The sequence below is a fragment of the Streptomyces hokutonensis genome, from assembly GCF_042751305.1.
Lineage (GTDB): Bacteria > Actinomycetota > Actinomycetes > Streptomycetales > Streptomycetaceae > Streptomyces > Streptomyces hokutonensis_A.
Genome location: NZ_JBHYWD010000010.1, coordinates 346,291 through 370,223 on the forward strand (window position 1 = coordinate 346,291; position 23,933 = coordinate 370,223).

At 71.1% G+C, this 23,933-nt stretch carries 28 protein-coding genes and 1 tRNA gene; 8 read left to right on the forward strand and 21 right to left on the reverse strand.

Going from position 1 to position 23,933, the window contains the following annotated elements; genetic code table 11:
* Positions 1-110: 110 nt before the first annotated feature.
* Together ACFXC1_RS27260 and ACFXC1_RS27265 are read right to left on the reverse strand one after the other, a co-directional pair.
* A complete protein-coding gene (locus ACFXC1_RS27260) occupies positions 111-2,528 on the reverse strand; it encodes an MFS transporter (RefSeq protein WP_463294327.1) in 2,418 nt (805 codons plus the stop codon).
* A 102-nt stretch (positions 2,529-2,630) separates the two neighbouring features.
* Positions 2,631-3,137 carry a MarR family winged helix-turn-helix transcriptional regulator gene (locus tag ACFXC1_RS27265; protein ID WP_381246935.1) on the reverse strand — a complete coding sequence of 169 codons (507 nt, stop codon included), beginning with the start codon at positions 3,135-3,137 and terminating at the stop codon, positions 2,631-2,633.
* Positions 3,138-3,342: 205 nt separating this feature from the next.
* On the opposite strand from ACFXC1_RS27265, the gene ACFXC1_RS27270 reads away from it, so the two are divergent.
* On the forward strand, positions 3,343-3,543 hold the full coding sequence (locus tag ACFXC1_RS27270; protein ID WP_381246832.1) for a hypothetical protein: 201 nt from the start codon (positions 3,343-3,345) through the stop codon (positions 3,541-3,543).
* A gap of 151 nt (positions 3,544-3,694) precedes the next feature.
* Here ACFXC1_RS27270 and ACFXC1_RS27275 read toward each other — a convergent pair whose 3' ends face one another.
* The 10 genes from ACFXC1_RS27275 to ACFXC1_RS27320 form a co-directional block, all read right to left on the reverse strand.
* Complete coding sequence (locus ACFXC1_RS27275) at positions 3,695-3,838, reverse strand: hypothetical protein (protein ID WP_381246835.1); 144 nt, start codon at positions 3,836-3,838, stop codon at positions 3,695-3,697.
* Between the two features lie 204 nt (positions 3,839-4,042).
* A complete protein-coding gene (locus ACFXC1_RS27280; RefSeq protein WP_381246838.1) occupies positions 4,043-4,708 on the reverse strand; it encodes a hypothetical protein in 666 nt (221 codons plus the stop codon).
* Positions 4,709-4,746: 38 nt separating this feature from the next.
* Positions 4,747-5,637 carry an RNA polymerase sigma factor SigF gene (locus tag ACFXC1_RS27285; RefSeq protein ID WP_019073292.1) on the reverse strand — a complete coding sequence of 297 codons (891 nt, stop codon included), beginning with the start codon at positions 5,635-5,637 and terminating at the stop codon, positions 4,747-4,749.
* Positions 5,638-5,905: 268 nt separating this feature from the next.
* Positions 5,906-6,778, reverse strand: coding sequence for an RNA polymerase sigma factor SigF (locus tag ACFXC1_RS27290; RefSeq protein ID WP_078532672.1), 873 nt, complete (start codon positions 6,776-6,778; stop codon positions 5,906-5,908).
* A gap of 143 nt (positions 6,779-6,921) precedes the next feature.
* Positions 6,922-7,215: a Dabb family protein gene (locus tag ACFXC1_RS27295; RefSeq protein ID WP_019073294.1), complete on the reverse strand. Its 294-nt coding sequence runs from the start codon at positions 7,213-7,215 to the stop codon at positions 6,922-6,924.
* Between the two features lie 25 nt (positions 7,216-7,240).
* Positions 7,241-7,483 carry a hypothetical protein gene (locus ACFXC1_RS27300; RefSeq protein ID WP_381246940.1) on the reverse strand — a complete coding sequence of 81 codons (243 nt, stop codon included), beginning with the start codon at positions 7,481-7,483 and terminating at the stop codon, positions 7,241-7,243.
* Positions 7,484-7,542: 59 nt separating this feature from the next.
* Positions 7,543-7,627 (reverse strand) — tRNA-Ser (locus ACFXC1_RS27305).
* 45 nt (positions 7,628-7,672) lie between these two features.
* Positions 7,673-8,104, reverse strand: coding sequence for a tRNA adenosine(34) deaminase TadA (gene tadA, locus ACFXC1_RS27310; RefSeq protein WP_381246843.1), 432 nt, complete (start codon positions 8,102-8,104; stop codon positions 7,673-7,675).
* Between the two features lie 56 nt (positions 8,105-8,160).
* On the reverse strand, positions 8,161-8,694 hold the full coding sequence (locus ACFXC1_RS27315; protein ID WP_381246846.1) for a tRNA adenosine deaminase-associated protein: 534 nt from the start codon (positions 8,692-8,694) through the stop codon (positions 8,161-8,163).
* Positions 8,695-8,938: 244 nt separating this feature from the next.
* On the reverse strand, positions 8,939-9,133 hold the full coding sequence (locus ACFXC1_RS27320; RefSeq protein WP_317883661.1) for a hypothetical protein: 195 nt from the start codon (positions 9,131-9,133) through the stop codon (positions 8,939-8,941).
* Between the two features lie 148 nt (positions 9,134-9,281).
* Here ACFXC1_RS27320 and upp point away from each other — a divergent pair, with 148 nt between their 5' ends.
* On the forward strand, positions 9,282-9,917 hold the full coding sequence (gene upp, locus ACFXC1_RS27325) for a uracil phosphoribosyltransferase (protein ID WP_019073299.1): 636 nt from the start codon (positions 9,282-9,284) through the stop codon (positions 9,915-9,917).
* 57 nt (positions 9,918-9,974) lie between these two features.
* Here the strand turns inward: upp and ACFXC1_RS27330 are convergent, their stop codons facing one another.
* Together ACFXC1_RS27330 and ACFXC1_RS27335 are read right to left on the reverse strand one after the other, a co-directional pair.
* A complete protein-coding gene (locus tag ACFXC1_RS27330) occupies positions 9,975-10,595 on the reverse strand; it encodes a LytR C-terminal domain-containing protein (RefSeq protein ID WP_381246938.1) in 621 nt (206 codons plus the stop codon).
* A 149-nt stretch (positions 10,596-10,744) separates the two neighbouring features.
* Positions 10,745-11,041 carry a type II toxin-antitoxin system VapB family antitoxin gene (locus ACFXC1_RS27335; protein ID WP_003999914.1) on the reverse strand — a complete coding sequence of 99 codons (297 nt, stop codon included), beginning with the start codon at positions 11,039-11,041 and terminating at the stop codon, positions 10,745-10,747.
* Positions 11,042-11,146: 105 nt separating this feature from the next.
* Here ACFXC1_RS27335 and ACFXC1_RS27340 point away from each other — a divergent pair, with 105 nt between their 5' ends.
* Positions 11,147-12,658 (forward strand): helicase HerA-like domain-containing protein, encoded by a 1,512-nt coding sequence (locus ACFXC1_RS27340; protein WP_381246850.1) that lies wholly within the window; start codon positions 11,147-11,149, stop codon positions 12,656-12,658.
* Between the two features lie 240 nt (positions 12,659-12,898).
* Here ACFXC1_RS27340 and ACFXC1_RS27345 read toward each other — a convergent pair whose 3' ends face one another.
* The 5 genes from ACFXC1_RS27345 to ACFXC1_RS27365 all read right to left on the reverse strand — a co-directional run bounded on the left by ACFXC1_RS27345 (position 12,899) and on the right by ACFXC1_RS27365 (position 15,589).
* A complete protein-coding gene (locus ACFXC1_RS27345) occupies positions 12,899-13,021 on the reverse strand; it encodes a hypothetical protein (protein WP_381246853.1) in 123 nt (40 codons plus the stop codon).
* Between the two features lie 62 nt (positions 13,022-13,083).
* The gene (locus ACFXC1_RS27350) at positions 13,084-13,407 is read right to left on the reverse strand and encodes a hypothetical protein (RefSeq protein ID WP_381246856.1); all 324 of its coding nucleotides are present in this window, start codon (positions 13,405-13,407) and stop codon (positions 13,084-13,086) included.
* 80 nt (positions 13,408-13,487) lie between these two features.
* On the reverse strand, positions 13,488-14,162 hold the full coding sequence (locus tag ACFXC1_RS27355; RefSeq protein WP_381246858.1) for an HdeD family acid-resistance protein: 675 nt from the start codon (positions 14,160-14,162) through the stop codon (positions 13,488-13,490).
* 63 nt (positions 14,163-14,225) lie between these two features.
* Positions 14,226-14,822, reverse strand: a complete 597-nt coding sequence (locus ACFXC1_RS27360; protein WP_381246861.1) for an HhH-GPD-type base excision DNA repair protein — start codon at positions 14,820-14,822, stop codon at positions 14,226-14,228.
* Between the two features lie 53 nt (positions 14,823-14,875).
* Entirely contained in the window at positions 14,876-15,589 is a 714-nt protein-coding gene (locus ACFXC1_RS27365) for a siderophore-interacting protein (protein WP_381246864.1), read from the reverse strand.
* 97 nt (positions 15,590-15,686) lie between these two features.
* On the opposite strand from ACFXC1_RS27365, the gene ACFXC1_RS27370 reads away from it, so the two are divergent.
* The 4 genes from ACFXC1_RS27370 to ACFXC1_RS27385 all read left to right on the forward strand — a co-directional run bounded on the left by ACFXC1_RS27370 (position 15,687) and on the right by ACFXC1_RS27385 (position 21,517).
* A complete protein-coding gene (locus tag ACFXC1_RS27370) occupies positions 15,687-18,359 on the forward strand; it encodes a GNAT family N-acetyltransferase (RefSeq protein WP_381246867.1) in 2,673 nt (890 codons plus the stop codon).
* A 9-nt stretch (positions 18,360-18,368) separates the two neighbouring features.
* Complete coding sequence (locus tag ACFXC1_RS27375; RefSeq protein ID WP_381246870.1) at positions 18,369-18,836, forward strand: cupin domain-containing protein; 468 nt, start codon at positions 18,369-18,371, stop codon at positions 18,834-18,836.
* Positions 18,824-19,606, forward strand: a complete 783-nt coding sequence (locus tag ACFXC1_RS27380) for an SDR family NAD(P)-dependent oxidoreductase (RefSeq protein WP_381246873.1) — start codon at positions 18,824-18,826, stop codon at positions 19,604-19,606. The genes ACFXC1_RS27375 and ACFXC1_RS27380 overlap by 13 nt, the downstream gene beginning before the upstream one ends.
* Before the next feature lie 150 nt (positions 19,607-19,756).
* Positions 19,757-21,517, forward strand: coding sequence for a copper resistance CopC/CopD family protein (locus tag ACFXC1_RS27385; RefSeq protein WP_381246876.1), 1,761 nt, complete (start codon positions 19,757-19,759; stop codon positions 21,515-21,517).
* Positions 21,518-21,531: 14 nt separating this feature from the next.
* Here the strand turns inward: ACFXC1_RS27385 and ACFXC1_RS27390 are convergent, their stop codons facing one another.
* Positions 21,532-22,389 (reverse strand): haloalkane dehalogenase, encoded by an 858-nt coding sequence (locus ACFXC1_RS27390; RefSeq protein WP_381246879.1) that lies wholly within the window; start codon positions 22,387-22,389, stop codon positions 21,532-21,534.
* Positions 22,390-22,400: 11 nt separating this feature from the next.
* On the reverse strand, positions 22,401-23,204 hold the full coding sequence (locus ACFXC1_RS27395) for an NAD(P)H-binding protein (RefSeq protein WP_381246882.1): 804 nt from the start codon (positions 23,202-23,204) through the stop codon (positions 22,401-22,403).
* A gap of 105 nt (positions 23,205-23,309) precedes the next feature.
* Between ACFXC1_RS27395 and ACFXC1_RS27400 the strand changes: the two genes are divergently transcribed.
* The gene (locus ACFXC1_RS27400; protein WP_381246885.1) at positions 23,310-23,921 is read left to right on the forward strand and encodes a TetR/AcrR family transcriptional regulator; all 612 of its coding nucleotides are present in this window, start codon (positions 23,310-23,312) and stop codon (positions 23,919-23,921) included.
* The last annotated feature ends 12 nt before the right edge of the window (positions 23,922-23,933 follow it).

A 23,933-nucleotide genomic window follows, 5' to 3' on the forward strand; every position in this document is an offset into this window, starting at 1 on the left:
TCCCACCCCCCCCCGTCCCCGCGCCCGGCCCGCGCGCACGCCGGCCCCCGGGCGCCCCCCCCTCCGCGGGCCGCGCGGGGCGCTGGCCCCCCCCCGGGCCGGGGTGTGAACTACTCGCCGGGGTGCGCGAGTTCGATGTCGTGGCCGTCGGTTCCGCGGCCGTTCAGCGTGAGGGCGGTGGCGACCGGCGGGTAGCCCGTCGCGATCACCGTGTACTCGCCGCCGCTCAGATCGGTGAAGGCGTACGCCCCGTCAGAACCGGTGGTGGCGGTGCCGACCACGTTGCCCGCCGCGTCCACGAGGGTCACCCGCGCGTCGGCCAGCGGGCCGTGCGGGGCGCGGACCACACCGAGGACCTGGGCGCCGGAGTCGAGGTCGATCTCGACCCGGGTGACGCCGGTGCCGCCGACCTCGACGGGCAGGGCGCGCGGCCGGTACCCGTCGGCGTTCACCGCGACGGTCACCGCCCCCGGCACCAGCTCGGCGAAGGCGAACTCGCCCTGCTCACCGGTGGTTCCGGTGGACAGCAGATCACCGCGCACATCGGTCACGATCACCATCGCGTCCTTGACCGGCTGCCCCGAATCGGCCGCCCGGACAAGGCCGTTGAGGCCGCTGGTGCCGCTGAGAAGAACGTCGTACGACACCGGGTCGCTGCCGTTCACGACGACCGTCGACGCCTGCGGCTGGAAGCCGTCTGCGGAGGCGATCAGGACGTACGAGCCGACGCTCGGCGCGTCCAGCGCGTAGGAGCCGTCCGCCTGCGTGACCGAGCGGCCCAACTGGCGTCCCCCGAGGGAGATCAGTGTGACGGCGGCCTGCGGGACGGGCGCGCTCTCGGCGCCGCGGACGAAGCCGCGGACGGGAATTCCACCGGACGCGGGGACGGACATGGCTGTGGTCACGGGTGCGGTCTCCTCCTGCGTCTCGGAAGCGGCGGCCCAGCTGGGGATCTTCTCCTCGGCCGGCGCGGGAACCTCGGCCGCGTCCAGCACGCCCACGGCCTCCTCGGCGGCCTGCGCCAGCCCGCCCGTCGTCCGCAGCGGGACCTCCTTGATGAACATGACGACGATGAAGGCGATGAGGGCGAAGGGCGCCGCGTAGAGGAAGACGTCGGCGATGCCGTGGCCGTAGGCGCCCTCCAGCCAGGTGCGGACCGTGCTCGGGAGGGCGTCCATGTCGGGCAGCGAGCTGCTGCCGACGGCCTTCGCGGCGGCGGCCTGCGACTGCGGGTCCAGGGAGGTGATGGTGTCCTTGGCGTAGTGCGTGATCCGGCCCGACATCACCGAGCCGAGCACACCGACGCCGACCGCGCCGCCGAGCGAGCGGAAGAAGCTCACCGTGGAGGAGGCGGCGCCGAGGTCCTTCGGGGTCACCTGGTTCTGCGTGGAGAGGACCAGGTTCTGCATCATCGTGCCGACGCCGATGCCCAACAGGGCCATGTAGATGGACAGTTCCCAGTACGGGGTGTCGTAGCGCATCAGACCGAGCAGGCCCAGGCCCGCCGTGAGGAAGAGACCGCCGGCGACCAGCCAGCCCTTCCAGCGGCCGGTCTTGGTGATGAAGCGGCCGGAGACCATCGACGCGACGAACAGGCCGCCGATCATCGGGATCGTCATGACACCGGACATCGTCGGGGACTTGTCGCGGGCCAGCTGGAAGTACTGGGAGAAGAAGACCGTGCCCGAGTACATGCCGACGCCGACGAACAGGGAGGCGAGGGAGGCCAGCGACACCGTGCGGTTGCGGAACAGGCGCAGCGGGATGATCGGCTCGCTCGCCCGGGTCTCGGTGAACACGAACAGCAGCGCCAGCACGAACGTGCCGCCCACCATCGTGTACGTCTGCCACGACAGCCAGTCGTACTTGTCGTCGGCGAAGGTCACCCAGACCAGCAGCAGCGAGGCGGCGGCGGTGATGAAGAAGGCGCCGGCCCAGTCGACCTTGACCTTCCGCTTGGTGACCGGGAGATGCAGCGTCTTCTGCAGCACGACCAGCGCGATCAGCGCGAAGGGGATACCGACGAACAGGCAGTAGCGCCAGCCGAGCCACGAGGTGTCGGTGATCACACCGCCGAGCAGCGGACCGCCCACGGTCGCCACGGCGAAGGTGGCGCCGGTGTAGCCGGAGTACCGGCCGCGTTCGCGCGGGGAGATCATCGCGGCCATCACGACCTGGACGAGGGCGGAGAGACCGCCGGCGCCGAGGCCCTGGATGACACGGGCGCCGATCAGCATCGCCGGGTTCTGCGCGAGACCGGCGACGACCGAGCCGATGATGTAGATGACCAGGGATATCTGGACCAGGGCCTTCTTGCTGACCAGGTCCGCCATCTTGCCCCACAGCGGCACCGAGGCCGTCATGGAGAGCAGGGCCGCGGTGACGACCCAGGTGTAGGCCTCCTGGCCGCCGCCCAGGCTGCCGATGATGGTCGGCAGGGCGTTGGTGACGATCGTCGAGGAGATGATCGCGGCGAACAGGCCGAGCAGCAGCCCGGAGAGCGCCTCCATGATCTGCCGGTGCGTCATCGGCGCGCCGTCGGGGGCCGCGGGGGCTCCCCCTCCGTGCTTGGCGTGAGCCCGCACACCGGCTGGTGTGGTCGTTGCCATGGGCTTCCTTTTCTTCCGTGCTTATGCGGGTGTACGGGTGGTGTGTTCGAGTTCGGGGGTGTGGGGGGTTTCGCCGGGAGGGGGCTGGGCCGGGTGAGTACGGCAGTCGCCGAAGTCGGCGCGGAGCCGGGCCATCAGCCGGATCAGCTGGCCGACCTCCTCGTCGCTCCAGTCGCTCAGCCGGTCGGCGAGCAACTGGGCGGTACGCCGGGAGAGTTCGTCGAGCCGGATCTGGCCGCTGGGGGTGAGGCGCAGGATGCGGGAGCGCTTGTCCGAGGGGTCGGCGGACCGTTCGATCCAGCCCCGGTCGACGACGTGCGCGACATGGCGGCTGGTCACGGACATGTCCACGGCGAGCAGCTCGGCGAGCCTGCTCATGCGCATGGCGCCGTGCCGGCCGAGCAGGGTCAGCACGGCCGCGGAGCCGCCGGGGCAGTCGGACGGCAGGATCCGCCCCAGCTCCCTGCGTACGGCGCCGAAGGCACTGAACTGACGCATCAGCTCCTCGTACTGCGTCCGCTCGGCCATCACACCTCGCCTACCCTCCACGTTCATGTTCGTTGCTTAGGGCAACCATAGGAGAGGTTGGTTGCTACAGGCAAATAAAACGGGGTAGGTGTGGCATAAAAAGTTGGCAAAGGCAAGCATTGGTGAACGTAAACCCACAGGTGGGAATGGCCGCATGAGGCCCCGCACTTGGGTGTCCCCCGGGGATTCGCTAGTGTCTCGGCCCATGGCAAACACCCAGGGCCCCGAGGGCAACTACGACCCCGCCGGCAGCACCCAGATGTTCCGTGCCTTCGTCGACGAGACCCCCCAGGGCGGACCGCAGCAGCAGTCCGCCGCCTCCGCCGGACCTCGCATCGGCCTGATCGCCGGCGTCGTCGCCGCGGTGCTGGTCGTGGCGGCGGTGGTCTACCTGGCGATGATGTAACACCGACGTCCTGACTCGGGCGGCTACCGGGCCGGCTCCACGGGGAACCGGTAGACCGCCGACTTCCGGGCGCGGAGGCCGAGCCGTTCGTACAGGCGGTTCGCGGCGGTACGGTCGCTTGTTTCGCGGGCGATCCGTAGGGCTTCGTTGGTCAGCAGCGCGGGGATGTTCTGCTCCGGGCCGCGGTGTTGACGAGTACGCCCTCGACGCGTCCGGGTAGGCCGGACGGCACGGGAAACAGCACCAGCGTCAGGGTGCCCACGACCGTGCCACCGGCACCGAGTTCGTCGCGCACGAGACCATCCGCTCCTGGGTCGCCTCGCGCACGACCTCCACCTGAACGTCCATGGCGCGGAGCCTATTACCGGCTACCGGCACGGGGGGAGCCGTGATCTGCCGGCAATCCTCTGCGGCGCCGTCGCGGCTGGTCGCGCCCACGCGGCGGAGCCGCATATCGACACAGCCCCGTGCCCCTTTGGGGCGCTGCCGGGGCAGCCGTCTAGAGCCACTCGACCGACACGTCCCGTGTCTCGATGTGCATGCCCAGCGGTGCTCGCCACGCGTCGACGCAGACCGTCCAGGTCCTGTCCTCGCGCGCGCCGGGCGCGATCGGTACCGGCAGTTGTTCCGTGGACTTGATGGTGGCCCAGTCGATCCCCAGGGCCCCGATGATGTGCGTCCCGAAGGTCACCGTGCCCGAACGGACCGCCGTACCCCCGGAGTTGTGGAAGTTGAGGGTGACGTCCTCGCACCAGCGGTGATTCGCGGCCTTGCGTACGGGGGCGCTCCAGCTGAGGGCGGCGGGTGCCGTCGTAGGGGCGGTAGTTGGTGTCGAGGTCGCCGAGTGCGCGCTGCTACGGCCGGACTTGGCGGCCGGGGGTGAAGAGGCCGGGGCGGGAGTGCTGGATGCCGGTGCTGGTGTGGTCCCTGTTTCCGGTCCCGAAGTCCCGCCACCGGCAGGTGACTTGGGGGCGTCGAGCGGCACCAGTGTGACGCTCCCGGTCGGGCCCGCCGTCGTGGCGGAGGACGGCCGGGGTGGGCCGACCGCCGCGTAACCGTCTCCGGAGTTGCCGGCTCCGCACGCGGTCAGCGTTACGCAGACGACGGCCGCCGACGCACCCAACAGGGCGCCTCGGCGGCCAGTTGTCCGTGTCGAACGAAGCATCGCGCCATGGTGGCTGACACTCCGTCAAATAGGAACCCTCAGTCGGAGATGAGGCCCTCGCGCAGGGTGGAGAGGGTGCGGGTGAGGAGGCGGGAGACGTGCATCTGGGAGATGCCGACCTCCTCGCCGATCTGCGACTGGGTCATGTTGGCGAAGAAGCGCAGCATGATGATCCGGCGCTCGCGGGGCGGGAGTTTGGCCAGCAGGGGCTTCAAGGACTCTCGGTACTCCACGCCCTCCAGGGCCGTGTCCTCGTAGCCGAGGCGGTCCGCGAGGGAGCCCTCGCCGCCGTCGTCCTCGGGGGCCGGGGAGTCGAGCGAGGAGGCCGTGTACGCGTTGCCGACCGCGAGGCCGTCGACGACGTCCTCCTCGGACACGCCCAGGACCGCGGCGAGTTCGGGGACGGTCGGCGACCGGTCCAGCTTCTGGGAGAGTTCGTCGCTGGCCTTCGTGAGGGCCAGCCGCAGCTCCTGGAGGCGACGCGGGACCCGCACCGACCACGACGTGTCGCGGAAGAAGCGCTTGATCTCGCCCACGACGGTCGGCATCGCGAACGTCGGGAACTCCACCCCGCGTTCGCAGTCGAACCGGTCGATCGCCTTGATCAGGCCGATCGTGCCGACCTGGACGATGTCCTCCATCGGCTCGTTGCGGGAGCGGAAACGCGCGGCGGCGTAACGCACCAGCGGGAGGTTGAGCTCGATGAGGGTGTCCCTGACGTAACCGCGCTCGGGGCTGTTCTCGTCGAGTGCGGCGAGCCGCAGGAAGAGGGAGCGGGACAGGGTGCGGGTGTCGATGGCTCCCGTGGTCGGGAGGGCCGGGGCCGGTACGGCGGGTACGGCCTCGAGGACCGTAACGGCGTCGAGTGCGGGCTCAGCCTCGCTCTTGGTGAGCGTGAGCACCTTCGAGCTGCCCTGGTCTGCGGACATGCCACCCCCTTTGGGTCGCGGGACGGTCGCGGCGATCGCCCCCGTCGGGGGAGCGGTGCCTTCACCTGAATACCGGAGCCTGGGCCACGGCAAACGCGCTTCCGGCAGAATGTCACATGTCGGCAACACGCTGTAGTGACATGTCGACTTGTCTGTTACGAAACAGCCCTGGAAAAAGGGGGTCTGACGGTTTTTCAGCGCAGAAACGACAGGAAGCGCCCTGGTGAGCGATTCGTTCGTAACGGTGACAGATCGCTCACGCTTTCGGTCAGGCCTCGATGCGGTTCGCGGAGCGCAGTCGCTGGAAGCTACGGGCGAGTAGCCGGGAGACATGCATCTGGGAGACGCCGAGTTCCGCGCTGATCTGCGACTGGGTGAGATTGCTGTAGTAGCGCAGGAGCAGGATCCGCTGTTCGCGCTCGGGGAGTTGGACGAGCAGGTGCCGGACGAGGTCGCGGTGTTCCACGCCGTCCAGGGCCGGGTCCTCGTAGCCGAGCCGGTCGAGGAGTCCGGGCAGTCCGTCGCCCTCCTGGGCGGCCTCCAGGGAGGTCGCGTGGTACGAGCGGCCGGCCTCGATGCAGGACAGCACCTCGTCCTCGCCGATCCGCAGCCGCTCGGCGATCTCGGCGGTGCTCGGAGTGCGCCCGAAGGCGGTCGTCAGGTCCTCGGTCGCCGCGTTGACCTGCACCCACAACTCGTGCAGCCGGCGCGGGACATGGACCGTGCGGACGTTGTCGCGGAAGTAGCGCTTGATCTCGCCGATGACGGTCGGCATCGCGAACGTGGGGAACTGCACGCCCCGGTCCGGGTCGAAGCGGTCGATGGCGTTGATCAGACCGATGGTGCCGACCTGGACGACGTCCTCCATCGGCTCGTTGCGGGAGCGGAAGCGGGCGGCGGCGTAGCGCACGAGCGGGAGGTTGGCCTCGATGAGCGCCCCGCGCACCCGGTTGTGCTCCGGCGTACCGGGCTGGAGCCCCTTGAGCTGGCCGAACAGCACCTGGGTGAGGGCCCGGGTGTCGGCACCGCGGCTGCGGGGCGCGGCCGGCGGGGCTTCCGTGACTTCCGTGACTTCCTGGGGCGGCGCAGTACTGGCCGACACGGTCAACGCCACCTCTTCATCGGTCAACTCATCCGTCAATAGCGGTCATAGCATCACAACACATGTGCACTGTGTGCAAGCACCGCATATCACTGCGTTACGCCGTGTTGAGGGGCAAATTGGTTGACAGTACGCATAACAGCCCTCCGCCGAAACGGCGGAGGGCTGTTGAGGAGGGAGGCTCAGACTTCGTAGTCGGCGATCACCCAGGTCGCGAACTCGCGCCACAGCGCGACGCCCGCCTGGTGCGCGGGGTGTTCGACGTACCGCTTCAGGGCGTCGGCGTCGTCGGCCGAGGAGTTGATCGCGAAGTCGTAGGCGATGGGGCGGTCGCTGATGTTCCAGCCCAGCTCCCAGGAGCGCAGGTCCTCGATCAGGTCGCCGAGCGGGCGGAAGGCCTCGACGCCCGCCACCACGCGTGGGTCGTCGCGCTGGACGCCCTCGTTGAGCTTGAAGAGGACGAGGTGGCGGATCATCTGCGCGCTCCAGGGTGGTGGTTGGCTAGTGCGCCCCGTCGGCCAGCCAGGTCATGAAGTCGCCGATGGCCTTCGCGGCGTCCGATATGCCCTCGAAGCCTATCTGGACGTAGTCGGCCGCCTTGGCGGGCTTGGTGATGATCACGTACAGCGCGAAGACCACAAGCACATAGACGGCGATCTTCTTCGCGTTCACCGCCATCGCGGCCTCCCCTGTGACGTCCGTGCCCGAGGGCCCCCTGTTGCCGGCGGTGAGTGTAACCTTCACGGCCGTTTTTTTGGATCTACGCACGAAGGGCCCCGTCTCTCGACGGGGCCCTCCAGAAGCGGTAGCGGAGGGATTTGAACCCTCGGTGACTTGCGCCACACTCGCTTTCGAGGCGAGCTCCTTCGGCCGCTCGGACACGCTACCGAGAGAGACCTTACAACAAGGTGGGGTGTGGTTTGAAATCGGTAATCAGCGGTCCCGGAAGAACTCCGTGAGCAGCTGCGCGCACTCGTCCGCGAGGACGTCACCGATCACCTCGGGACGGTGGTTGAGGCGCCGGTCGCGTACGACGTCGAAGAGGGAGCCGGCCGCGCCGGCCTTCTCGTCGCGGGCGCCGTAGACGACCCGGTCGACCCGGGACTGCACGAGCGCGCCCGCGCACATCGTGCAGGGTTCGAGGGTCACGACGAGAGTGCAGCCGGACAGCCGCCACTCGCCGAGGTGAGCGGCGGCCCTGCGGATCGCGAGCACCTCGGCGTGCGCCGTCGGATCGCCGGTGGCCTCGCGTTCGTTGTGGCCGGTGGCGAGCACGGTCGTACCGTCCGGGGACAGTACGACCGCGCCGACCGGGACGTCGCCGCCCAGGGCGGCCGCTCCGGCCTCGTCCAGGGCGAGCCGCATCGCGGCCCGCCACCGGTCGCGTACCGGGTCCGGAGGCCCTTCTGTGCGTGCTGTGGTCAGCGGACGGTCTCCAGGACCTCCGAGGCCCCCAGGGCCTCGGCGATGGCGCTCAGCGCGTCGTCGGCGTCGAGGAGGCGCAGCTCCTTCTCGCCGACGCCCAGGTCGTCGAGGATCTGGCTGTCCCCGACCGGGCTGTGCGGAACGGCCTCGGCCGAGGTGCCGGCCTCGTCGTCGTCCTCCTCGGAGTCACCGTCCTCGGTGCCGTCGAGGTCGAGGGAGTCCAGATCGACGACGTCGTCGTCGTCCGGATCCCTGCCGAGCAGCTCGTCCGTGAGCAGGATCTCGCCGTACGAACTGCGGGCTGCCGCAGCTGCGTCCGAGACGTAGATCCGGGGGTCGTCCTCGCCGTCGATGCGGACGACGCCGAACCAGGCGTCCTCCTGCTCGATGAGCACCAGCACCGTGTCGTCCTCGGGCGAGGCTTCACGGGCCAGTTCGGCCAGATCCGACAGGCTCTCGACATCGTCGAGCTCTGTGTCGCTCGCTTCCCACCCGTCTTCGGTGCGCGCGAGCAGTGCGGCGAAGTACACCGTGACTCTCCCACTGGTCTTAGGCGTGCCGGTTGGGGGTCCCCCCGGCGGAGGTTACGGGCGGGGAGAGCTCGTGCTCCGAGCCCCACCCACTCGGAATCGTGGCAGAAACAAGGCGTTCAGGGGACGTCTTCGGCTCCCTGTGTCCGACCGTGTTTGATCGACCACCAGCGGGATCGTACGCGTCGATCGCCGTGCACACGCACCCGGTTGGCCTTACAAAGTTCTGTGAGACAGGCCTCAACTACCAGCGGAAGGTTCGCATACGCATGGCGTGGCGCAGCCGGGCGGCCTTGGCGCGGCGGGGCTGGACGCGGTCGCGCAGCTCACGGGCCTCGGTCAGTTCGCGCAGGAACTGCGCCCGGCGCCGTCTGCGTTCGGCGTCGGTCTCCCGGCTCTCGTGTTGTGACGGGTCCTCGTGGGACTCACGGTCAGGCATCGGCTCACCACCCCGCTCCGTCCCTCCCACTTTCCCCCGGACGGGCGGTTTGATGCCAGTGCGGGCGGAATCGTGGCCGGTGGGGGCGTCGCCGCGGCCGGCCGGAGCGAGGCCGCGGCAGCCGCGGGGCCCGGCTACTGTTGTGGACATGCGTCTCCACGTCGTCGACCACCCTCTGGTCGCCCACAAGCTCACCACGCTGCGCGACCAGCGCACCGACTCCGCGACCTTCCGCCGCCTGGCCGACGAGCTGGTCACCCTGCTCGCCTACGAGGCCACGCGCGACGTGCGCACCGAACAGGTCGACATCACGACGCCGGTCGCCGCGACCACCGGCGTCAAGCTGTCCTACCCGCGCCCGCTGGTGGTGCCGATCCTGCGGGCCGGCCTCGGCATGCTGGACGGCATGGTCCGGCTGCTGCCCTCGGCCGAGGTCGGCTTCATGGGCATGGTGCGCAACGAGGAGACGCTGCAGGCCTCCACGTACGCCACGCGCATGCCCGAGGACCTCTCCGGCCGCCAGGTGTACGTCCTGGACCCGATGCTGGCCACCGGCGGCACCCTGGTCGCGGCGATCCGCGAGCTGATCAAGCGCGGCGCGGACGACGTCACCGCCGTGGTCCTGCTCGCCGCCCCCGAGGGCGTCGAGGTCATGGAGCGCGAACTCGCGGGCACCCCGGTGACGGTCGTGACGGCCTCGGTCGACGAGCGCCTGAACGAGCACGGCTACATCGTCCCGGGCCTCGGCGACGCGGGCGACCGGCTGTACGGGGCGGCGGAGTAGAACCCGCTCAACACCCGATTCCTGTACGGCTCTTACCTGCCGTGGGGCTCATGGGCCCTACGAGCAGGCCTTCGGCGAGGCACTGGCCGTCGGTGCCGGTCCGCTCAGCGCGGCCAGGGCCTTGTCGGCGGTGGCCTTCGCCGTGAGGTCCTTGAAGGCGGTGCCGATGATCAGGTCCACGGCGGTGCCCTTGCGGGTGGGCTCGGTGCGGCGCTCGGCGCCGGTGAGCTGGGTCGCGAGGACGGGCAGCGAGGTGTCGAGGGAGGCGGCGGGGCCGAGCAGTATCCCGGTGCCCTTGACCTTCTTGTCGAACTGCGCGGACGCGTTGCCCACGTCCCCGATCCTGAAGCCGCGCTTCTTGAGTTCGTCGGCGGTCGACTTGGCGAGGCCGCTGCGGGGCGTGGCGTTGTAGACGTTCACGGTGATCTGGGCGGGCTTCGGGACGCCGGCGTTCGCGGTGGGCGACGGGCTCACCTTGGACGCGCAGTCCGCCTTGGGACCGGCCGCCGAGGCCTGCTTGCCGCCACCGGTGAAGACGTCGATGAGCTGCAACGTGCCCCACCCGCCCACACCGACTACGGCGACGGACGCGACCACCATGAGGACGAGCCGCCCGCGGCGCCGCGGACGGCGCATGCGCGGGTATTTGTCCCCCGTGATCCGGTACTGGCCGCCCATGCCTGGGGGAGTCAGCATGCTCATGAGCGCAGCGTAGTGCGCCCGGGCGACGATGCCTACTAGATGATCATTCGACAGCGCCGAGACCAACCCGAAAGGGTCAACGGTCCACCGGAAGGCAGCCGTCCGGGCCTTGTCGAGGGCGCGGCTCAGTCCAGTTCGAGGACGCGCGCGTGGAGGACCTGCCGCTGCTGCAGCGCGGCGCGGACCGCGCGGTGCAGGCCGTCCTCCAGGTACAGGTCGCCCTGCCACTTCACGACGTGCGCGAAGAGGTCGCCGTAGAAGGTCGAGTCCTCGGCGAGGAGGGTTTCCAGGTCGAGCTGGCCCTTGGTCGTCACCAGCTGATCGAGGCGGACCGGGCGCGGCGCGACATCCGCCCACTGCCGGGTGCTTTCCCGGCCGTGGTCGGGGTACGGCCGGCCGTTTCCGATGCGCTTGAAGATCACACGGAAAGCCTACCGGTCATGACGTTCCGGGCGCAGCCATGGAGACGGAGTGCGACGCTGGAAAAGATGTCGCAAAGACGGGCAAAAAGGAAACAGGGGCCTGATATGAGTGACAGCGAGACGATCGCCGCCGGGTACGCCTTCACAGGACCTGCACTCGATCTGGGCGCCCTGCTCTGGGACGGGGCCCCGCTGCCCGACGCGCAGATCCGCATCCCCCTCCCGATGCTCAACCGCCACGGCCTGGTCGCGGGCGCCACCGGCACCGGCAAGACCAAGACCCTCCAGCTCATCGCCGAGCAGCTCTCGGCGCAGGGTGTGCCGGTGTTCCTCGCGGACGTGAAGGGCGATGTGTCGGGCATCTCGGCGCCGGGCACGGCCAACGACAAGGTCGCGGGCCGGGCCGCCGAGGTCAGGCAACAGTGGACGGCGACCGGCTTCCCCGCCGAGTTCTACGCCCTCGGCGGCATCGGCCACGGCATCCCCGTCCGCGCCACGATCACCGGCTTCGGCCCGGTACTGCTGTCCAAGGTCCTCCAACTCAACCAGACCCAGGAGCAGTCCCTCGGCCTGATCTTCCACTACGCCGACACCAAGGGCCTGGAGCTGATCGACCTCAAGGACCTGCGGGCCGTCGTCACCTTCCTCACCTCCGACGAGGGCAAGCCGGAACTGAAGAACATCGGCGGCCTGTCCACCGCCACGGCCGGCGTGATCCTCCGCTCCCTCACCGCCTTCGAGGCGCAGGGCATGGCCGACTTCTTCGGCGAGCCCGAGTTCGACACGAGCGAGTTGCTGCGCACGGCGTCGGACGGCCGGGGCATGGTCTCGGTCCTCGAACTCCCCGCCGTCCAGGACAAACCGCAGCTCTTCTCGACCTTCCTGATGTGGCTGCTCGCCGACCTCTTCCATGACCTCCCCGAGGTCGGCGACGCCGACAAGCCGAAGCTCGTCTTCTTCTTCGACGAGGCGCATCTGCTCTTCAACGACGCCTCCAAGGCGTTCCTGGACTCCATCACGCAGACCGTCCGCCTCATTCGCTCGAAAGGGGTCGGCGTCTTCTTCGTGACCCAGACCCCGAAGGACGTCCCCGGCGACGTCCTGGCCCAGCTCGGCAACCGCGTCCAGCACGCGCTGCGCGCCTTCACCCCCGACGACCAGAAGGCACTGAAGGCCACCGTGAAGACCTTCCCGAACTCCGCCTACGACCTGGAGGAGATCCTGACGGGACTGGGCACGGGCGAAGCCGTCGTCACCGTCCTGAGCGAGAACGGCGCCCCGACCCCTGTCGCCGTCACCCGCCTCCGCGCCCCCGAGTCCCTGATGGGCCCGATCGACGCGACGACCCTCGACCAGGCGGTCAAGTCCTCGTCCCTCTACGGCCGTTACGCACAGGCTGTGGACAGGGAGTCGGCGTACGAGAAGCTGGCGGCCGAGCCGCAGAAACCCAAGGAAGCAGCCGCGAAGGCCTCTCCGAAAGCGACCAAGGAGGACGAGTCGATGGTCCAACAGGTCGTCGGCAGCGGCATGTTCAAGTCCCTGGCGCGTTCCGTCGGCACCCAGATCGGCCGCGAGATCACCCGCTCGCTGTTCGGCACGGCCCGTCGGAAGCGGTAGCGCTCCGCTGGAAGCCGTAAGGGTGGCGAGCGCTGTCGGTCGCCTGCGGCGCCGTTGTGGCTGGGCGCGGGGGGGGGGGGGGGGGCCCCCCGGGGGCGCGGGGCCCCCCCCCGCCCCGGGGCGCGACGGCCAGCCCCCCCGCGCGAGCCGGCGCGGGCGGGCGCCTGGGCGGGGGCGCCCCCCCGCCCCCCCCCCGGGCCCCCCCCCCCCCCCCCCCCGCGGCCGATCCGGCTGACCTGCTCAGCGCTCCTGTTCCTTCGGGGCCTGTGGGGGTTCGGGCCGGCGGACGTCCGGCTTGGGCGCGCTGCGTACGGCCTCCGCGCGCAGCAGGGCGCGCAGGACCGCGTACGGGTCGATGGGCATGGCTGTGTTCCTCGCGTCGGACTTACGGACTGACTGACTTGCCTGGTGGGGCGGTCGGTCCGTCAGCAGCGCAGGACCACGGTGCGTTGGGCACGCAGGGTGTACGACGGCCCGTGCGGCGCGGGGAGAGGGCGGCCCTCGGGGGAGTGGGACGCCGGGGTCGGCGCGGGGCGCAGGGGCGCGCTGGGCCGGTGGACGGCGGGGGTGGAGGGCCGTAGGGCGGCCGCGGCCGTGTCGAGGACGTCGTACTCGATGGTCGTCTCGACGGACGAGGCGACCGGCGTCGCGCGCGTCTCGGCGTGTGTGCCCGGTACGAGGAGGGCGAGCAGCAGCACGAGTGCCCGCAGCCAGGCACGGCTGCGGGGGAGGCTGCGTGCGGGGCTCACGGGGGTCAATCTGCCCTGTGGAGCTACGGCGTTCATCGCGTCCGGAGTGGGATACGCCCGTATGGAGTAGGGGGTCGCCGTCACAGGGCGGTCGGTACCTGCTTGGCCAGGCGGTGCATCCGGATGGCCGTGATGATCTCGACGACGCCGACCGCGACCAGCCAGATGCCGCCGACGAGGGTGAGGACGGCGACCGAGCGGAAGGGCGAGTCGATGAGGACGATGCCGGCGATGAACGTGACGATCCCGAGGAAGATCTGCCAGCCGCGCGCGGGCATGTTCTGGTCGGAGGCGGCGGCCAGGGTCTGGGTGATGCCGCGGATCAGCCAGCCGATGCCGATCCACAGGGCGAGCAGCAGGATCGACTGCATCGGGCCGCGGAAGCAGAACAGGCCCAGGACGATCGACAGCGCGCCGCTGATGAACGCCAGCACGCGCAGCGAGGTCGCCTTGTGGGTGCCGAAGGCGGAGACCAGCTGGAAGACGCCGCTGATCAGCAGGTAGATGCCGAAGAGGATGCCGGCCGCGAAGAGGGACGCGCCGGGCCATACGAGGACCAGGACGCCCAGGATCAGGGACGCGACGCCGGTGAGCAGGACGACCTGCCAGGCGGCCTTGGACAGGGCGTGCAGGGGACCTTCGAGGTCGGGTTCCCGGTACCGCTCGTCGTGCGGGGGCCGTGGGGCGCGCCGGTCGTGGGCGCGGCGGTCGTCGAACTCCGGGCCCCAGGAGGGGCCGCTCGGTGCCTCGGTCATGGTCCATGTTTTGACCGGGGTCACGCGGCCCGCCACCGGGGGCGGGCCGTCCGGCTGACGCGGTTACTTGCCGCCTGCCGCCTTCGCGGCCTTCGCCGCCGCCTTCATCTCCTGCTTGTGGGCGCGGACCTTGGCCAGGGACTCGGGGCCGGTGATGTCGGCGACGGAGCGGTAGGACTTGGGTTCGCCGTAGGCGCCGGCGGCCTCGCGCCAGCCCTTCGGGGTGACGCCGAGCTGCTTGCCGAGCAGGGCCAGGAAGATCTGCGCCTTCTGTTTGCCGAAGCCGGGCAGTTCCTCAAGGCGCTTCAGCAGCTCGGCGCCCGTGCCGACGCCCGCCCAGACGGCGCCGGCGTCCCCGTCGTAGTGCTCGACGAGGTACTGGCACAGCTGCTGGATGCGCTTGGCCATCGAGCCCGGGTAGCGGTGCACGGCCGGCTTCTCGGAGAGGAGCGCGGCGAAGGCCTCGGGGTCGCGGGCGGCGATGTCGTCCGCGTCCAGATCGGTGGCCCCGAGCCGGTCGGCGATCGTGCGCGGCCCCTTGAACGCCCACTCCATCGGCACCTGCTGGTCGAGCAGCATCCCGACCAGCGCGGCGAGCGGGGAACGGCCGAGGAGCTCGTCGGCCTCGGGGTCCTGGGCGAGGTGAAGGGTGACGTCCATGGGTCGATTCTGGCGCGTCCGGGGCTGGGATGCCTCTTCGTCCGCGTCCAGGTTCAGGTCGCCCGCCAGTACCCCAGCCCGTGCACCCGCTCCCGCCGTACGCCCAACTCCTTGCGGACGTACGACGACAGCGCCCGGGTCGTCGTCGTGTCGCAGGTGATCCAGACGTAGGGGTCGGGGGTGGCCCTCAGGAGGCCGGGGAGTTCCGCGCGGACCCGCTCGGCCGGCCCGCCCCTGGGGAGCGCGCGGATCTCGTGGCGGTCCGGGTCGGTGCGGAGGGGGAGTCCGGCAGGGTCGCCCGCGAACCAGATCGTCGCCGGGGTCGTCGAACCCACCGCCTCCAGCAGGGAGTTGACGGCGGGGACGGATGCCGGGTCGCCGACGACGAAGAGGTGGGAGGGGGCCGGGTCGGGGGCCTCGAAACCCGTGCCCTGGACCGTCGCCTCGATCGTGTCGCCGGGCTTCGCCGACCGCGCCCAGTCGCTCGCGCGGCCCTCGTGCAGGGCGAATTCGAGGGCGAAGGTGCCGGCCGCCGGGTCGGGGTCGACCAGGGTGTACGCCCGCTGATGCGGCTTGCCCGCGTTGTCGAACCAGAGCCTGACCCACATCGTCGGGTGGACGCCGGTCGCCGCGAGCATGCCGCCGTCGGTGAGGCGGAGGCGGCGGTAGTGCGGGGTGACGTCCTCGGCCCTGGTCACGGTGAACTCGAAGTCCTTCGCGCGCAGCAGCTTGAGTACCGCGCCCTCCCAGCCGCGCCCCTGTGCCATCGTCTCTTCACCCTTCGCGTACGCTTTCCCCGCAAGTAACTTAGGCAAGGCTAACCTAAAAAATAGCCTCGAAACAGAGAAGCAGAGGGTTCACAGGGTGACGACCCAGATCTACCGCGATGCCTGGGGAATCCCCCACCTGCGCGCCTCCGGCGCCGACGAACTCGCCCGCGCCCAGGGCCGCGTCACCGCCCACGACCGCGCCTGGCAGCTGGAGACCGAACGGCATCGCACACAGGGCACCTCGGCCGCCTTCCTCGGCATCGGCGCGCTGCCCTGGGACCTCTTCGCCCGCCGCGCCCGCCTCGACGACACCGCGAGACGCTGCTTCGCCGCCCTGGAGAAGCGGGACCCGGAGACCGCGCGCTGGGTCCGGTCGTACGTCGACGGAGTCAACGAAGGCCTGGGCGACGGGACTTCGGCGCCCGAGTTCGCCGAGTCGGGCCTCGCGCCCGGCCGTTGGGAGCCCTGGACCCCGCTCGGGGTCTGGCTCGCCACGCACATCCTGTTCGCGGGGTTCCCGGCCAAGCTGTGGCGCGAGGAGGCGATACGGCACCTCGGGCCGGACGCCGTCGGCCTGTTCGCCACCGACGGGCCCGGCACCTCCGGCAGCAACGGCTGGCTGGTCGGCGGGGCACGGACCACGACCGGCCTGCCCCTCCTCGCCGGCGACCCGCACCGCTTCATCGAGGAACCCGGCGTCTACCAGCAAGTCCACCTCTCCTGCCCGGAGTTCGACGTGGTTGGCCTCGCCGTGCCCGGTGTCCCCGGCCTCGCGCACTTCGGCCACACCGGCACGGTCGCCTGGGCCATCACCAACGCGATGGCCGACTACCAGGACCTCTACCGCGAGCGCCTGCGCCGCACCGGCGCCGGTGTCGAAGCCCTTGGTCCGGACGGGAGTTGGCGGCGCGCTGCCCGGCACACGGAGACGGTCGAGGTGGCGGGCGGGGCCCCCGTCGAGGTCGAGGTCATCGAGACCGAACGCGGGCCGGTCGTCATCGGCGGCCCTGAGGGACTCGACGGCGAAGTCACCGTGCCGCCCGGCACCCCGCCCGTGGCCATCAGCCTCCGTTACCCGCCCCGCGTCACCGAGGACCTCGGCTTCACCGCTCTCCTCCCCCTCCTCCGCGCCCGCCAAGCCGCCGACGTGGACCGGGCGTTCGACGACTGGGCCGAGCCCGTCAACGTCGTCCAGGCCGCCGACACCGAGGGCGGCCTGCTGCACCGGGTGGCCGGCCGGGTCCCGGTGCGCGCCGAGTCCAACCGCACCCGGCTGGTCCCCGCCTGGGAACCCGGCCACGAATGGCACGGCTGGCACCAGTCACCCCACGCCGAACCCGCCGCCGACGGCATCGCGGTCATGGCCAACCAGCACGGCCCCGCCACCCCGCTCGGCGTCGAGTTCGCCCCGCCCCACCGCGCCGACCGCATCACCGCGCTCCTCGCCGAGCGCGCGCACTGGTCGGCCGCGGACATGCCCCCGATCCACATGGACACCCAACTGGGCTCCGTCACCCCCCTGTTGGACCACCTGGCCGCACTCACCGACCTCACCCCCGAGGCCGCCGCACTCCGCGACCGGCTCCACGACTGGGACCGCCGCATGGACGCCGACAGCACGGACGCCGCCGCCTACGCGGCCGTGCGCGGCGCGGTCGTACGACGGCTCGCGGCGCACCCGGCGTTCGCCGCGCTGGCCGAGCCGCCCGCCTACCCGGAGGTGTTCCTGCCGTGGCTCGCGCTGCTCCCGCGCGTGGGCTTCGCGCTCGAACACCTGCTGCGGGCACGGGAGTTGTACGGCATCGACCGGTCGGAGACCGTTCGTGCGGCGGTCGAGGAAGCCGCCGCCGAGCAGGCCGGTGCGTGGGGTGACACCCACCGTCTGACTCCCTGGCGGGCGCTCGCCGGCACCCCAACTCCCGGGCCCGGCCTGTCCGGTGACCACGACTGCGTGCTGTGCACCTCCTCCGTGCCCGGACTCACCGACCTGAGCGCACGCGGCCCGGCCGCCCGCTTCGTGTGGGACCTGGCGCGGCGGGAGGACAGCCGCTGGGTGGTGCCGCTGGGCGCGTCGGGGCTGCCCGGCTCACCGCACCACCGCGACCAACTCCCCTTGTGGCTCAAGGGAGATCTGGTCCCGGTGATCACCGACTTCAGCCGCCTCGAACCCGAAGCTCCCACTCGCCGACCGGTCCACGAGCAGCACGTCGACGGCTTCGGCACCATCCGCGTCCTTCCCCTCGACCCGGCGGCCGACGCCGAGGTGATCCACCGCTGGGTCAGCGAGGAACGGGCCGCGTTCTGGGGCATGAACGGCCTCACCCAGGCCCAAGTCGCCGAGATCTACGCCCACATGGACACCCTCGACACCCACCACGCCCACCTGGTGCTCAGGGACGACGAACCGGTCGCCCTCCTCCAGACCTACGAACCCGCCGCCGACCGCGTCGGCGGCTGCTACGCCGTAGCACCCGGGGACATCGGCATCCACCTCCTCCTCGCCCCCGCCGGACCGGACGGCGCCCGCCCCGGCTGGTCGGCGGCGCTGCTGGGCGTCCTCGCCGCGTACGTCCTGGTCGGCTTGGACCGGCGCAGGATCGTGGTCGATCCGGACGTGCGCAACGAGAAGGCGATCGCGCGCTTCCTGCGGCAGGGCTTCGTGGCGGGGCCGCGGGTGGTGCTCCCGGAGATCGACACCCCGGACGTGTTCCTGCCCGAGAAGCACGCCCAACTGGCGTTCCTCCCTCGTGAGGTGGCCTTCCCGTAGCCTGCCGGAGTGACCCCAGAAGACCTCGTCGCCCACTACGACCTGGAGCCGATCCCCCGCGAGGGCGGCCTGTTCCGCCGTACCTGGGCGGGCCCGGAACGGTCCGACGGCCGCCCCGAGGGCACCGCGATAGTCGCCCTCCTCGCCGCCCCGGACTACTCCGCCCTGCATCGCCTGCCCACCGACGAGGTCTGGCACTTCTACCTCGGCGACCCGCTCGAACTCCTGCTCCTCGCCCCCGACGGCAGCTCCCGCACGGCGGTCCTCGGCCCGGACGTCCTGCACGGCCAGCACCTCCAGTTCACCGTGCCGGCCGGCACCTGGATGGGGGCGCTGGCGCTCGGCGCGTGGACGTTCTTCGGCTGCACCATGGCGCCCGGCTTCACCTACGACGGCTACGAGCACGGCGACGCCGCCGAACTGACCGCCCGCTACCCGTCCGAGGCCGCCCGTATCGCCGGGCTGTGCCGCCCGTGAGCGGCCTGCTGGCGGGACAGGTCGCCCTGGTCACGGGCGCGGGCGGCGGCATCGGCCGGGGCATCGCCCTGCGGTTCGCCGAACAGGGCGCGGCGGCGGTCGCGGTCCACTGCCGTACCGCGGTCGGGGCGGCGAGTGAAGTGGCGGCCCAGGTACGGGAGTTGGGCGCCCGGTCCGTCGTACTGCAAGCGGATCTGACCGACGAGGACGCCTGCCGGGCGCTGGTCCGCGAGGCGGCGGAGTTCGGTGGCGGGCGGCTGACCGCGCTGGTCAACAACGCGGGCGTGCAGCCGACGCAGCCGCTGGACGGGATGACGGCGGCGGACTGGCGGACGGTCGTCGACACGAATCTGACGAGCGTCTTCGCGTGCACGCAGGCGGCGGTGGAGGTCATACGGGAGCAGGGCGACGGAACCGGCTCCGTGACGCACATCGCGTCCATCGAGGCGAGCGCCCCGGCACCGCTGCACGCGCACTACTCCGCGTCCAAGGCGGCCGTGGTGATGCACGCCCGGTCGGCGGCCCTGGAGTACGGCCCGTACGGCATCCGCGTCAACACGGTCTCGCCCGGCCTGATCGACCGGGAGGGGCTGGCGGAGGCCTGGCCGGAAGGGGTGCGGAGGTGGCGGGAGGCGGCGCCGACCGGGCGACTCGGCCGGCCCGAGGACGTGGGCGACGCGTGCGTGTTCCTGGCGTCCCCCCTCGCCTCCTGGATCACCGGGCACGACCTGGTCGTGGACGGCGGAGTCTCGGCCCGGCCCACATGGTGAGCGAAGGGAACGGTTCTTCCGTACATAACCCGAGGCCTGCAAGTCCGAAGACGGAGATATGACGTGCGCCGACGACGGAACGAGGGACAGCGTTTTGGACGCGACGGAGGAAGCGGCGGGGGCGGTCGGCGGCGAGGAGTTCAAGGGCTGGTGCTGCTGGGCACCGTGCTGGTCCTGCTCCTTCTCGGCAGCGCGGGCACCGCGTCCGCGCACGCCGCCCTCGAATCCACCGACCCCGCCGACGGAAGCGTCCTCAAGTCGGCCCCCCGCACCCTCACCCTCACCTTCTCCGAGTCCGTCGCCCTCCTCGACGACTCCTTCCGCGTCTACGACCCCGACAACCGGCGGGTGAGGACGAGTTCCGCGCACCACGCGAAGGACGCCGGCGACACGGCGAGCGTGACCCTCCCGGCCAAGCTCGGCACCGGCACCTTCACGGTCGCCTGGCGCGTCGTCTCGGCCGACAGCCACCCCGTCTCGGGCGCCTTCACCTTCTCCATCGGCAAACCCTCCGCCACCACCACCCCGATCAGCACGGCCCCGAACGAGAACCCGCTGACGGGCAGCCTCTACGACATAGCCCGCTACTTCGCGTACATGGCCGCCGCCCTCCTCATCGGCACGGCCACCTTCCTGGCCCTGTGCCGCCCCCCGAACCCCACGGTCCTCAACAAGCCGATCCTGACGGGTTGGTGGACCCTCCTGGCGTCAACCCTGGCCCTGCTCCTTCTCCGTGCCCCCTACGAGGCGGGCACGGGCCTGGCCACGGCGTTCGACCCCGCCGCCCTCCCCAAGACCCTCACGACTCGCCCCGGCGAGGCACTGGCGGCCCGCCTGCTCCTCCTCGCCGCAACAGCGGCCTTTCTCCTACGACTCCGGGGACGGGAGCGGTTCGGCCGGGTCGCCCTGGGGACGGGTGCCGCCCTGGCCGTCGGGCTCGCCCTGACCTGGGCGTCGGCGGAACACGCGTCCGCCGGCATCCAGGTACCGGTGGCGATGACATCGGCGGTCCTGCACCTGCTGGCGATGTCGGTCTGGCTGGGCGGCCTCACGGCCCTCCTCACCGTCCTCTACCGCTCACCCGACCTCGACGCGGCCCCCGTGGCCCGCTTCTCCCGCCTCGCCTTCGTCTCGGTCACCGTCCTCGTCGTCACCGGCGTCTACCAGTCCTGGCGCGGCCTCGGCTCCTGGAACGCCCTGACAGGCACGTCCTACGGCCGCATCCTGATCGTGAAACTCGGCGCGGTGGTACTGCTCCTCGCAGCGGCGGCCTGGTCCCGGCAGTGGACGGCACGGCTGGCCGGGGCGGAAGTACCGCTCCAGGTACCGGAGTTGGTACGCACGGGCGCGGACGCGGCGACGACGAAACCCTCCACCGGTGATGACAAGGCCCTCCCGGACCCCGGTGCCGGTGACGGCTCCCCGGACGGATACCGCCGCGGCCTCCGCCGCTCGGTCCTGCTCGAAGTCGCCGTCGGCGTCACCGTGCTGGTGATCACCACCCTGCTGACCAACACGCTCCCGGGCAGGGCAGCGGCGGAGGCACAACAGACGGCGACCCCGGCCGACATCCCCGCGGCCTCCGTCACCATGGTCCCCTTCCGCGTCGGCAACGCCGGCGGCAAGGTACAGATCACCCTCGACCCCGGCCGCGTCGGCCTGAACTCGGTCGAGGCGGTCGTCTACGGCCCCGACGGCGGCTTCGCCACGGTCCCCGAACTCCGCCTCTCCTTCACCCTCCCGTCCCAGAAGATCGGCCCCCTCGACGCCGACATCAAGGACGAGGGCGGCTACTGGGGCACCAACTCCCTCAACCTCCCGATCGCCGGCACCTGGACGATGAAGGTGACGGTCAGGACGTCGGACATCGACCAGGTGAGCGTGGAACGGCGGGTGCGGATCGTGCGGTAGGCGGCCATGACGTCTCAGACGTCGAGCCCGTGCCGCTCCACCCACCCCGATATCGCGTCGGCGATCACCTCCGGCCGGTCCTCCGGTGTGTGATGGCCGGCCACGGCGTCGGAGTGCTCGATCTCCAGGGCCGCGATGTTCGTCGCGCACCAGGCGGTGATGTCCGGGGTCGTCATCGTCCCCGCCCCGGGTGCGAACGTGAGCAGCAGCTTGGGCACGTCCGGGCTGGACGTCAGCCAGCGGTCGTACGCCTCGATCCTGGCCACGACGTCGGCCGGTTCGCCGTCCAGCGGCATCGAGCGGGCCCAGCGCAGGAGGGGGCGGCGGCTCTCCCGGGTCGGGTACGGCTTGCGGTAGACGGCGAGGACGGCCGGCGCGAGCGGGGTCGTGGTCGAGGCGGGCAGGGCCTGTTCGATGAAGGCGTTGTCGTCGAGGAGCATGGCTTCGCCTACGCCTTCCGTCTTGATTGCCCGGAACAGCTCCCTGCCCCCTTCGGGGAACTCCTCCCAGGTCATCGGCTTGACGATGGTCTCGGTGAACGCGATGCCCCGCACCCGGTCCGGATGGCGCGCGGCCCAGTCGAAGGCCAGGGCACCGCCCCAGTCGTGCCCCACCAGCACCGCGTCCCGCAGCCCGAGCGCGTCGAACCAGGCGTCCAGATAACGGGCTTGGTCGGCGAAGTCGTAGGAGATGGCCGGTTTGCCCGACTCGCCCATGCCGATGAGGTCGGGGGCCAGCAGGCGGCCGGTCGTCACACCCGGCAGGACGTTCCGCCACAGGTGGGACGAGGTCGGGTTGCCGTGCAGGAAGACGATGGGCACTCCGGTCCCCGACTCCCGGTGCGTCATGGTCGAGTCGAGGACGTGAGTCACCTGCGAGCCCGTCACCGGAACGCCGCCGCGTTGCGCTCCGCCCAGGCCCCGAACGTGCCCGGCGCCCGCCCCAGCACCCGCTCCACATCCGGGCTCACCCGCCGCTCCTCCTCGGTCGGTTCGCCCAGGATGGCCAGCGTGCCCTCGACCACGGGCAGTGGCATGAAGCGCGCCATCAGCTCATGCGCCTCCGCGCGGGACTGCTCCGTGAAGGTCACCGGCTCGCCCAGTGCCGCCGCTATCGCCGCCGCACGCGCGCGGGGTGTCGTAGAAGCCGGGCCGGTCAGGGTGTAGGTCGCGCCCGTGTGTGTCTCCTCGCGCAGAACAGTCGCGGCGACCGCTGCCACGTCGTCGGGGTCCACGAACGGCAGGCCCACGTCCCCGAAGGGTGCCGCCGCTTCGCGCCGGGCACGGATCGACTCGGCCCAGGCGTACGCGTTGCTGTCCAGCCCGCCCGGCCGCAGGATCGTCCAGTCGAGGCCCGACTCCCGTACGGCCGCCTCGAATTGGCGGGCAAGTGCGTACACCTCCGGTCGCGTCCCCGCTCCCTGCGAGGACACCAGCACCACCCTGCGGACACCAGCCGCCTTGGCCACGTCCAGGACGTCGTACGGCCGCTCGCCCGCCGCCAGCAGGAACAGCGCGTCCGCGCCCTCGAACGCGCCCCGCAGGCTCTCCGGTTCGGCCAGGTCGGCGGCCACCGTCCCCGGACCGTCGATATTCCGGGCCACGGACGTCACCTCGACCTGGTCCTCCGTGAGCAACCGCACCAGCGTCCGTCCGACGTTCCCGGTCGCACCCGTCACCACGATCATCTCGATACCCCCGTCGCCGTATGAATGTGTGAGTTAGTTGGCTGACTAACTCCGTCGGGAATGACGCTAGCACGATCGACCCGCCCGTTGTCTATAGTTAGTCAGGTGACTGACTCAAAGGATCCCGGACCGGCTCGACCCGCCCGCCCCGCCGCCGTCGGCAAGCGGCAGCGGCTGACCACCGCCACCGCCCGGGTCCTGCACGAGCAGGGCGTGGAGCGCACGACCATCGCGGACATCGCCCGCGCCGCCGACGTCCCGACCGGCAACGTCTACTACTACTTCAAGACCAAGGACGAGCTGATCGAGGCGGCCCTCTCCGAGCACACCGACAACCTCGCGACCCTGACCGCACGGCTCGACCAGCTCCCCGATCCGCGCGCACGCCTCAAGGCCCTCGTCGGCGGCTGGGTCGACCAGAAGGACGTCGCGGCCCGCCACGGCTGCCCCATGGGCACCCTCGCCGTAGAGCTGGACAAGCGGTACGAGGACGGCCTCGATCTCGCCGCGGGGCAGGTCATACGGCGGTTGGTGGACTGGGTGGAGGAGCAGTACCGGCAGCTCGGCGCGGCCGATCCCGAAGGGCTCGCGCTCACCCTCGTCGCCGCCTACCAGGGCATGTCGCTGCTCGCCAGCGCCCTGCGCGACCCGGAGATCATGACCCGCGAAGGGGCCCGGCTCATACGGGAGTTGGACGCCCTGACCGTGTCGGCCTGACCGTCGCGTGAG

Bases quoted from the DNA above. Each gene is read 5' to 3' on its own strand.
- ACFXC1_RS27260 (WP_463294327.1), bottom strand. From the start codon at position 2,528: ATGACGCACCGGCAGATCATGGAGGCGCTCTCCGGGCTGCTGCTCGGC.
- ACFXC1_RS27265 (WP_381246935.1), bottom strand. From the start codon at position 3,137: ATGGCCGAGCGGACGCAGTACGAGGAGCTGATGCGTCAGTTCAGTGCC.
- ACFXC1_RS27270 (WP_381246832.1), top strand. From the start codon at position 3,343: ATGGCAAACACCCAGGGCCCCGAGGGCAACTACGACCCCGCCGGCAGC.
- ACFXC1_RS27280 (WP_381246838.1), bottom strand. From the start codon at position 4,708: ATGCTTCGTTCGACACGGACAACTGGCCGCCGAGGCGCCCTGTTGGGT.
- ACFXC1_RS27285 (WP_019073292.1), bottom strand. From the start codon at position 5,637: ATGTCCGCAGACCAGGGCAGCTCGAAGGTGCTCACGCTCACCAAGAGC.
- ACFXC1_RS27295 (WP_019073294.1), bottom strand. From the start codon at position 7,215: ATGATCCGCCACCTCGTCCTCTTCAAGCTCAACGAGGGCGTCCAGCGC.
- tadA (WP_381246843.1), bottom strand. From the start codon at position 8,104: ATGCGGCTCGCCCTGGACGAGGCCGGAGCGGCCGCCCTGGGCGGCGAC.
- ACFXC1_RS27320 (WP_317883661.1), bottom strand. From the start codon at position 9,133: ATGCCTGACCGTGAGTCCCACGAGGACCCGTCACAACACGAGAGCCGG.
- upp (WP_019073299.1), top strand. From the start codon at position 9,282: ATGCGTCTCCACGTCGTCGACCACCCTCTGGTCGCCCACAAGCTCACC.
- ACFXC1_RS27330 (WP_381246938.1), bottom strand. From the start codon at position 10,595: ATGGGCGGCCAGTACCGGATCACGGGGGACAAATACCCGCGCATGCGC.
- ACFXC1_RS27340 (WP_381246850.1), top strand. From the start codon at position 11,147: ATGAGTGACAGCGAGACGATCGCCGCCGGGTACGCCTTCACAGGACCT.
- ACFXC1_RS27345 (WP_381246853.1), bottom strand. From the start codon at position 13,021: ATGCCCATCGACCCGTACGCGGTCCTGCGCGCCCTGCTGCGCGCGGAG.
- ACFXC1_RS27355 (WP_381246858.1), bottom strand. From the start codon at position 14,162: ATGACCGAGGCACCGAGCGGCCCCTCCTGGGGCCCGGAGTTCGACGAC.
- ACFXC1_RS27360 (WP_381246861.1), bottom strand. From the start codon at position 14,822: ATGGACGTCACCCTTCACCTCGCCCAGGACCCCGAGGCCGACGAGCTC.
- ACFXC1_RS27365 (WP_381246864.1), bottom strand. From the start codon at position 15,589: ATGGCACAGGGGCGCGGCTGGGAGGGCGCGGTACTCAAGCTGCTGCGC.
- ACFXC1_RS27395 (WP_381246882.1), bottom strand. From the start codon at position 23,204: ATGATCGTGGTGACGGGTGCGACCGGGAACGTCGGACGGACGCTGGTG.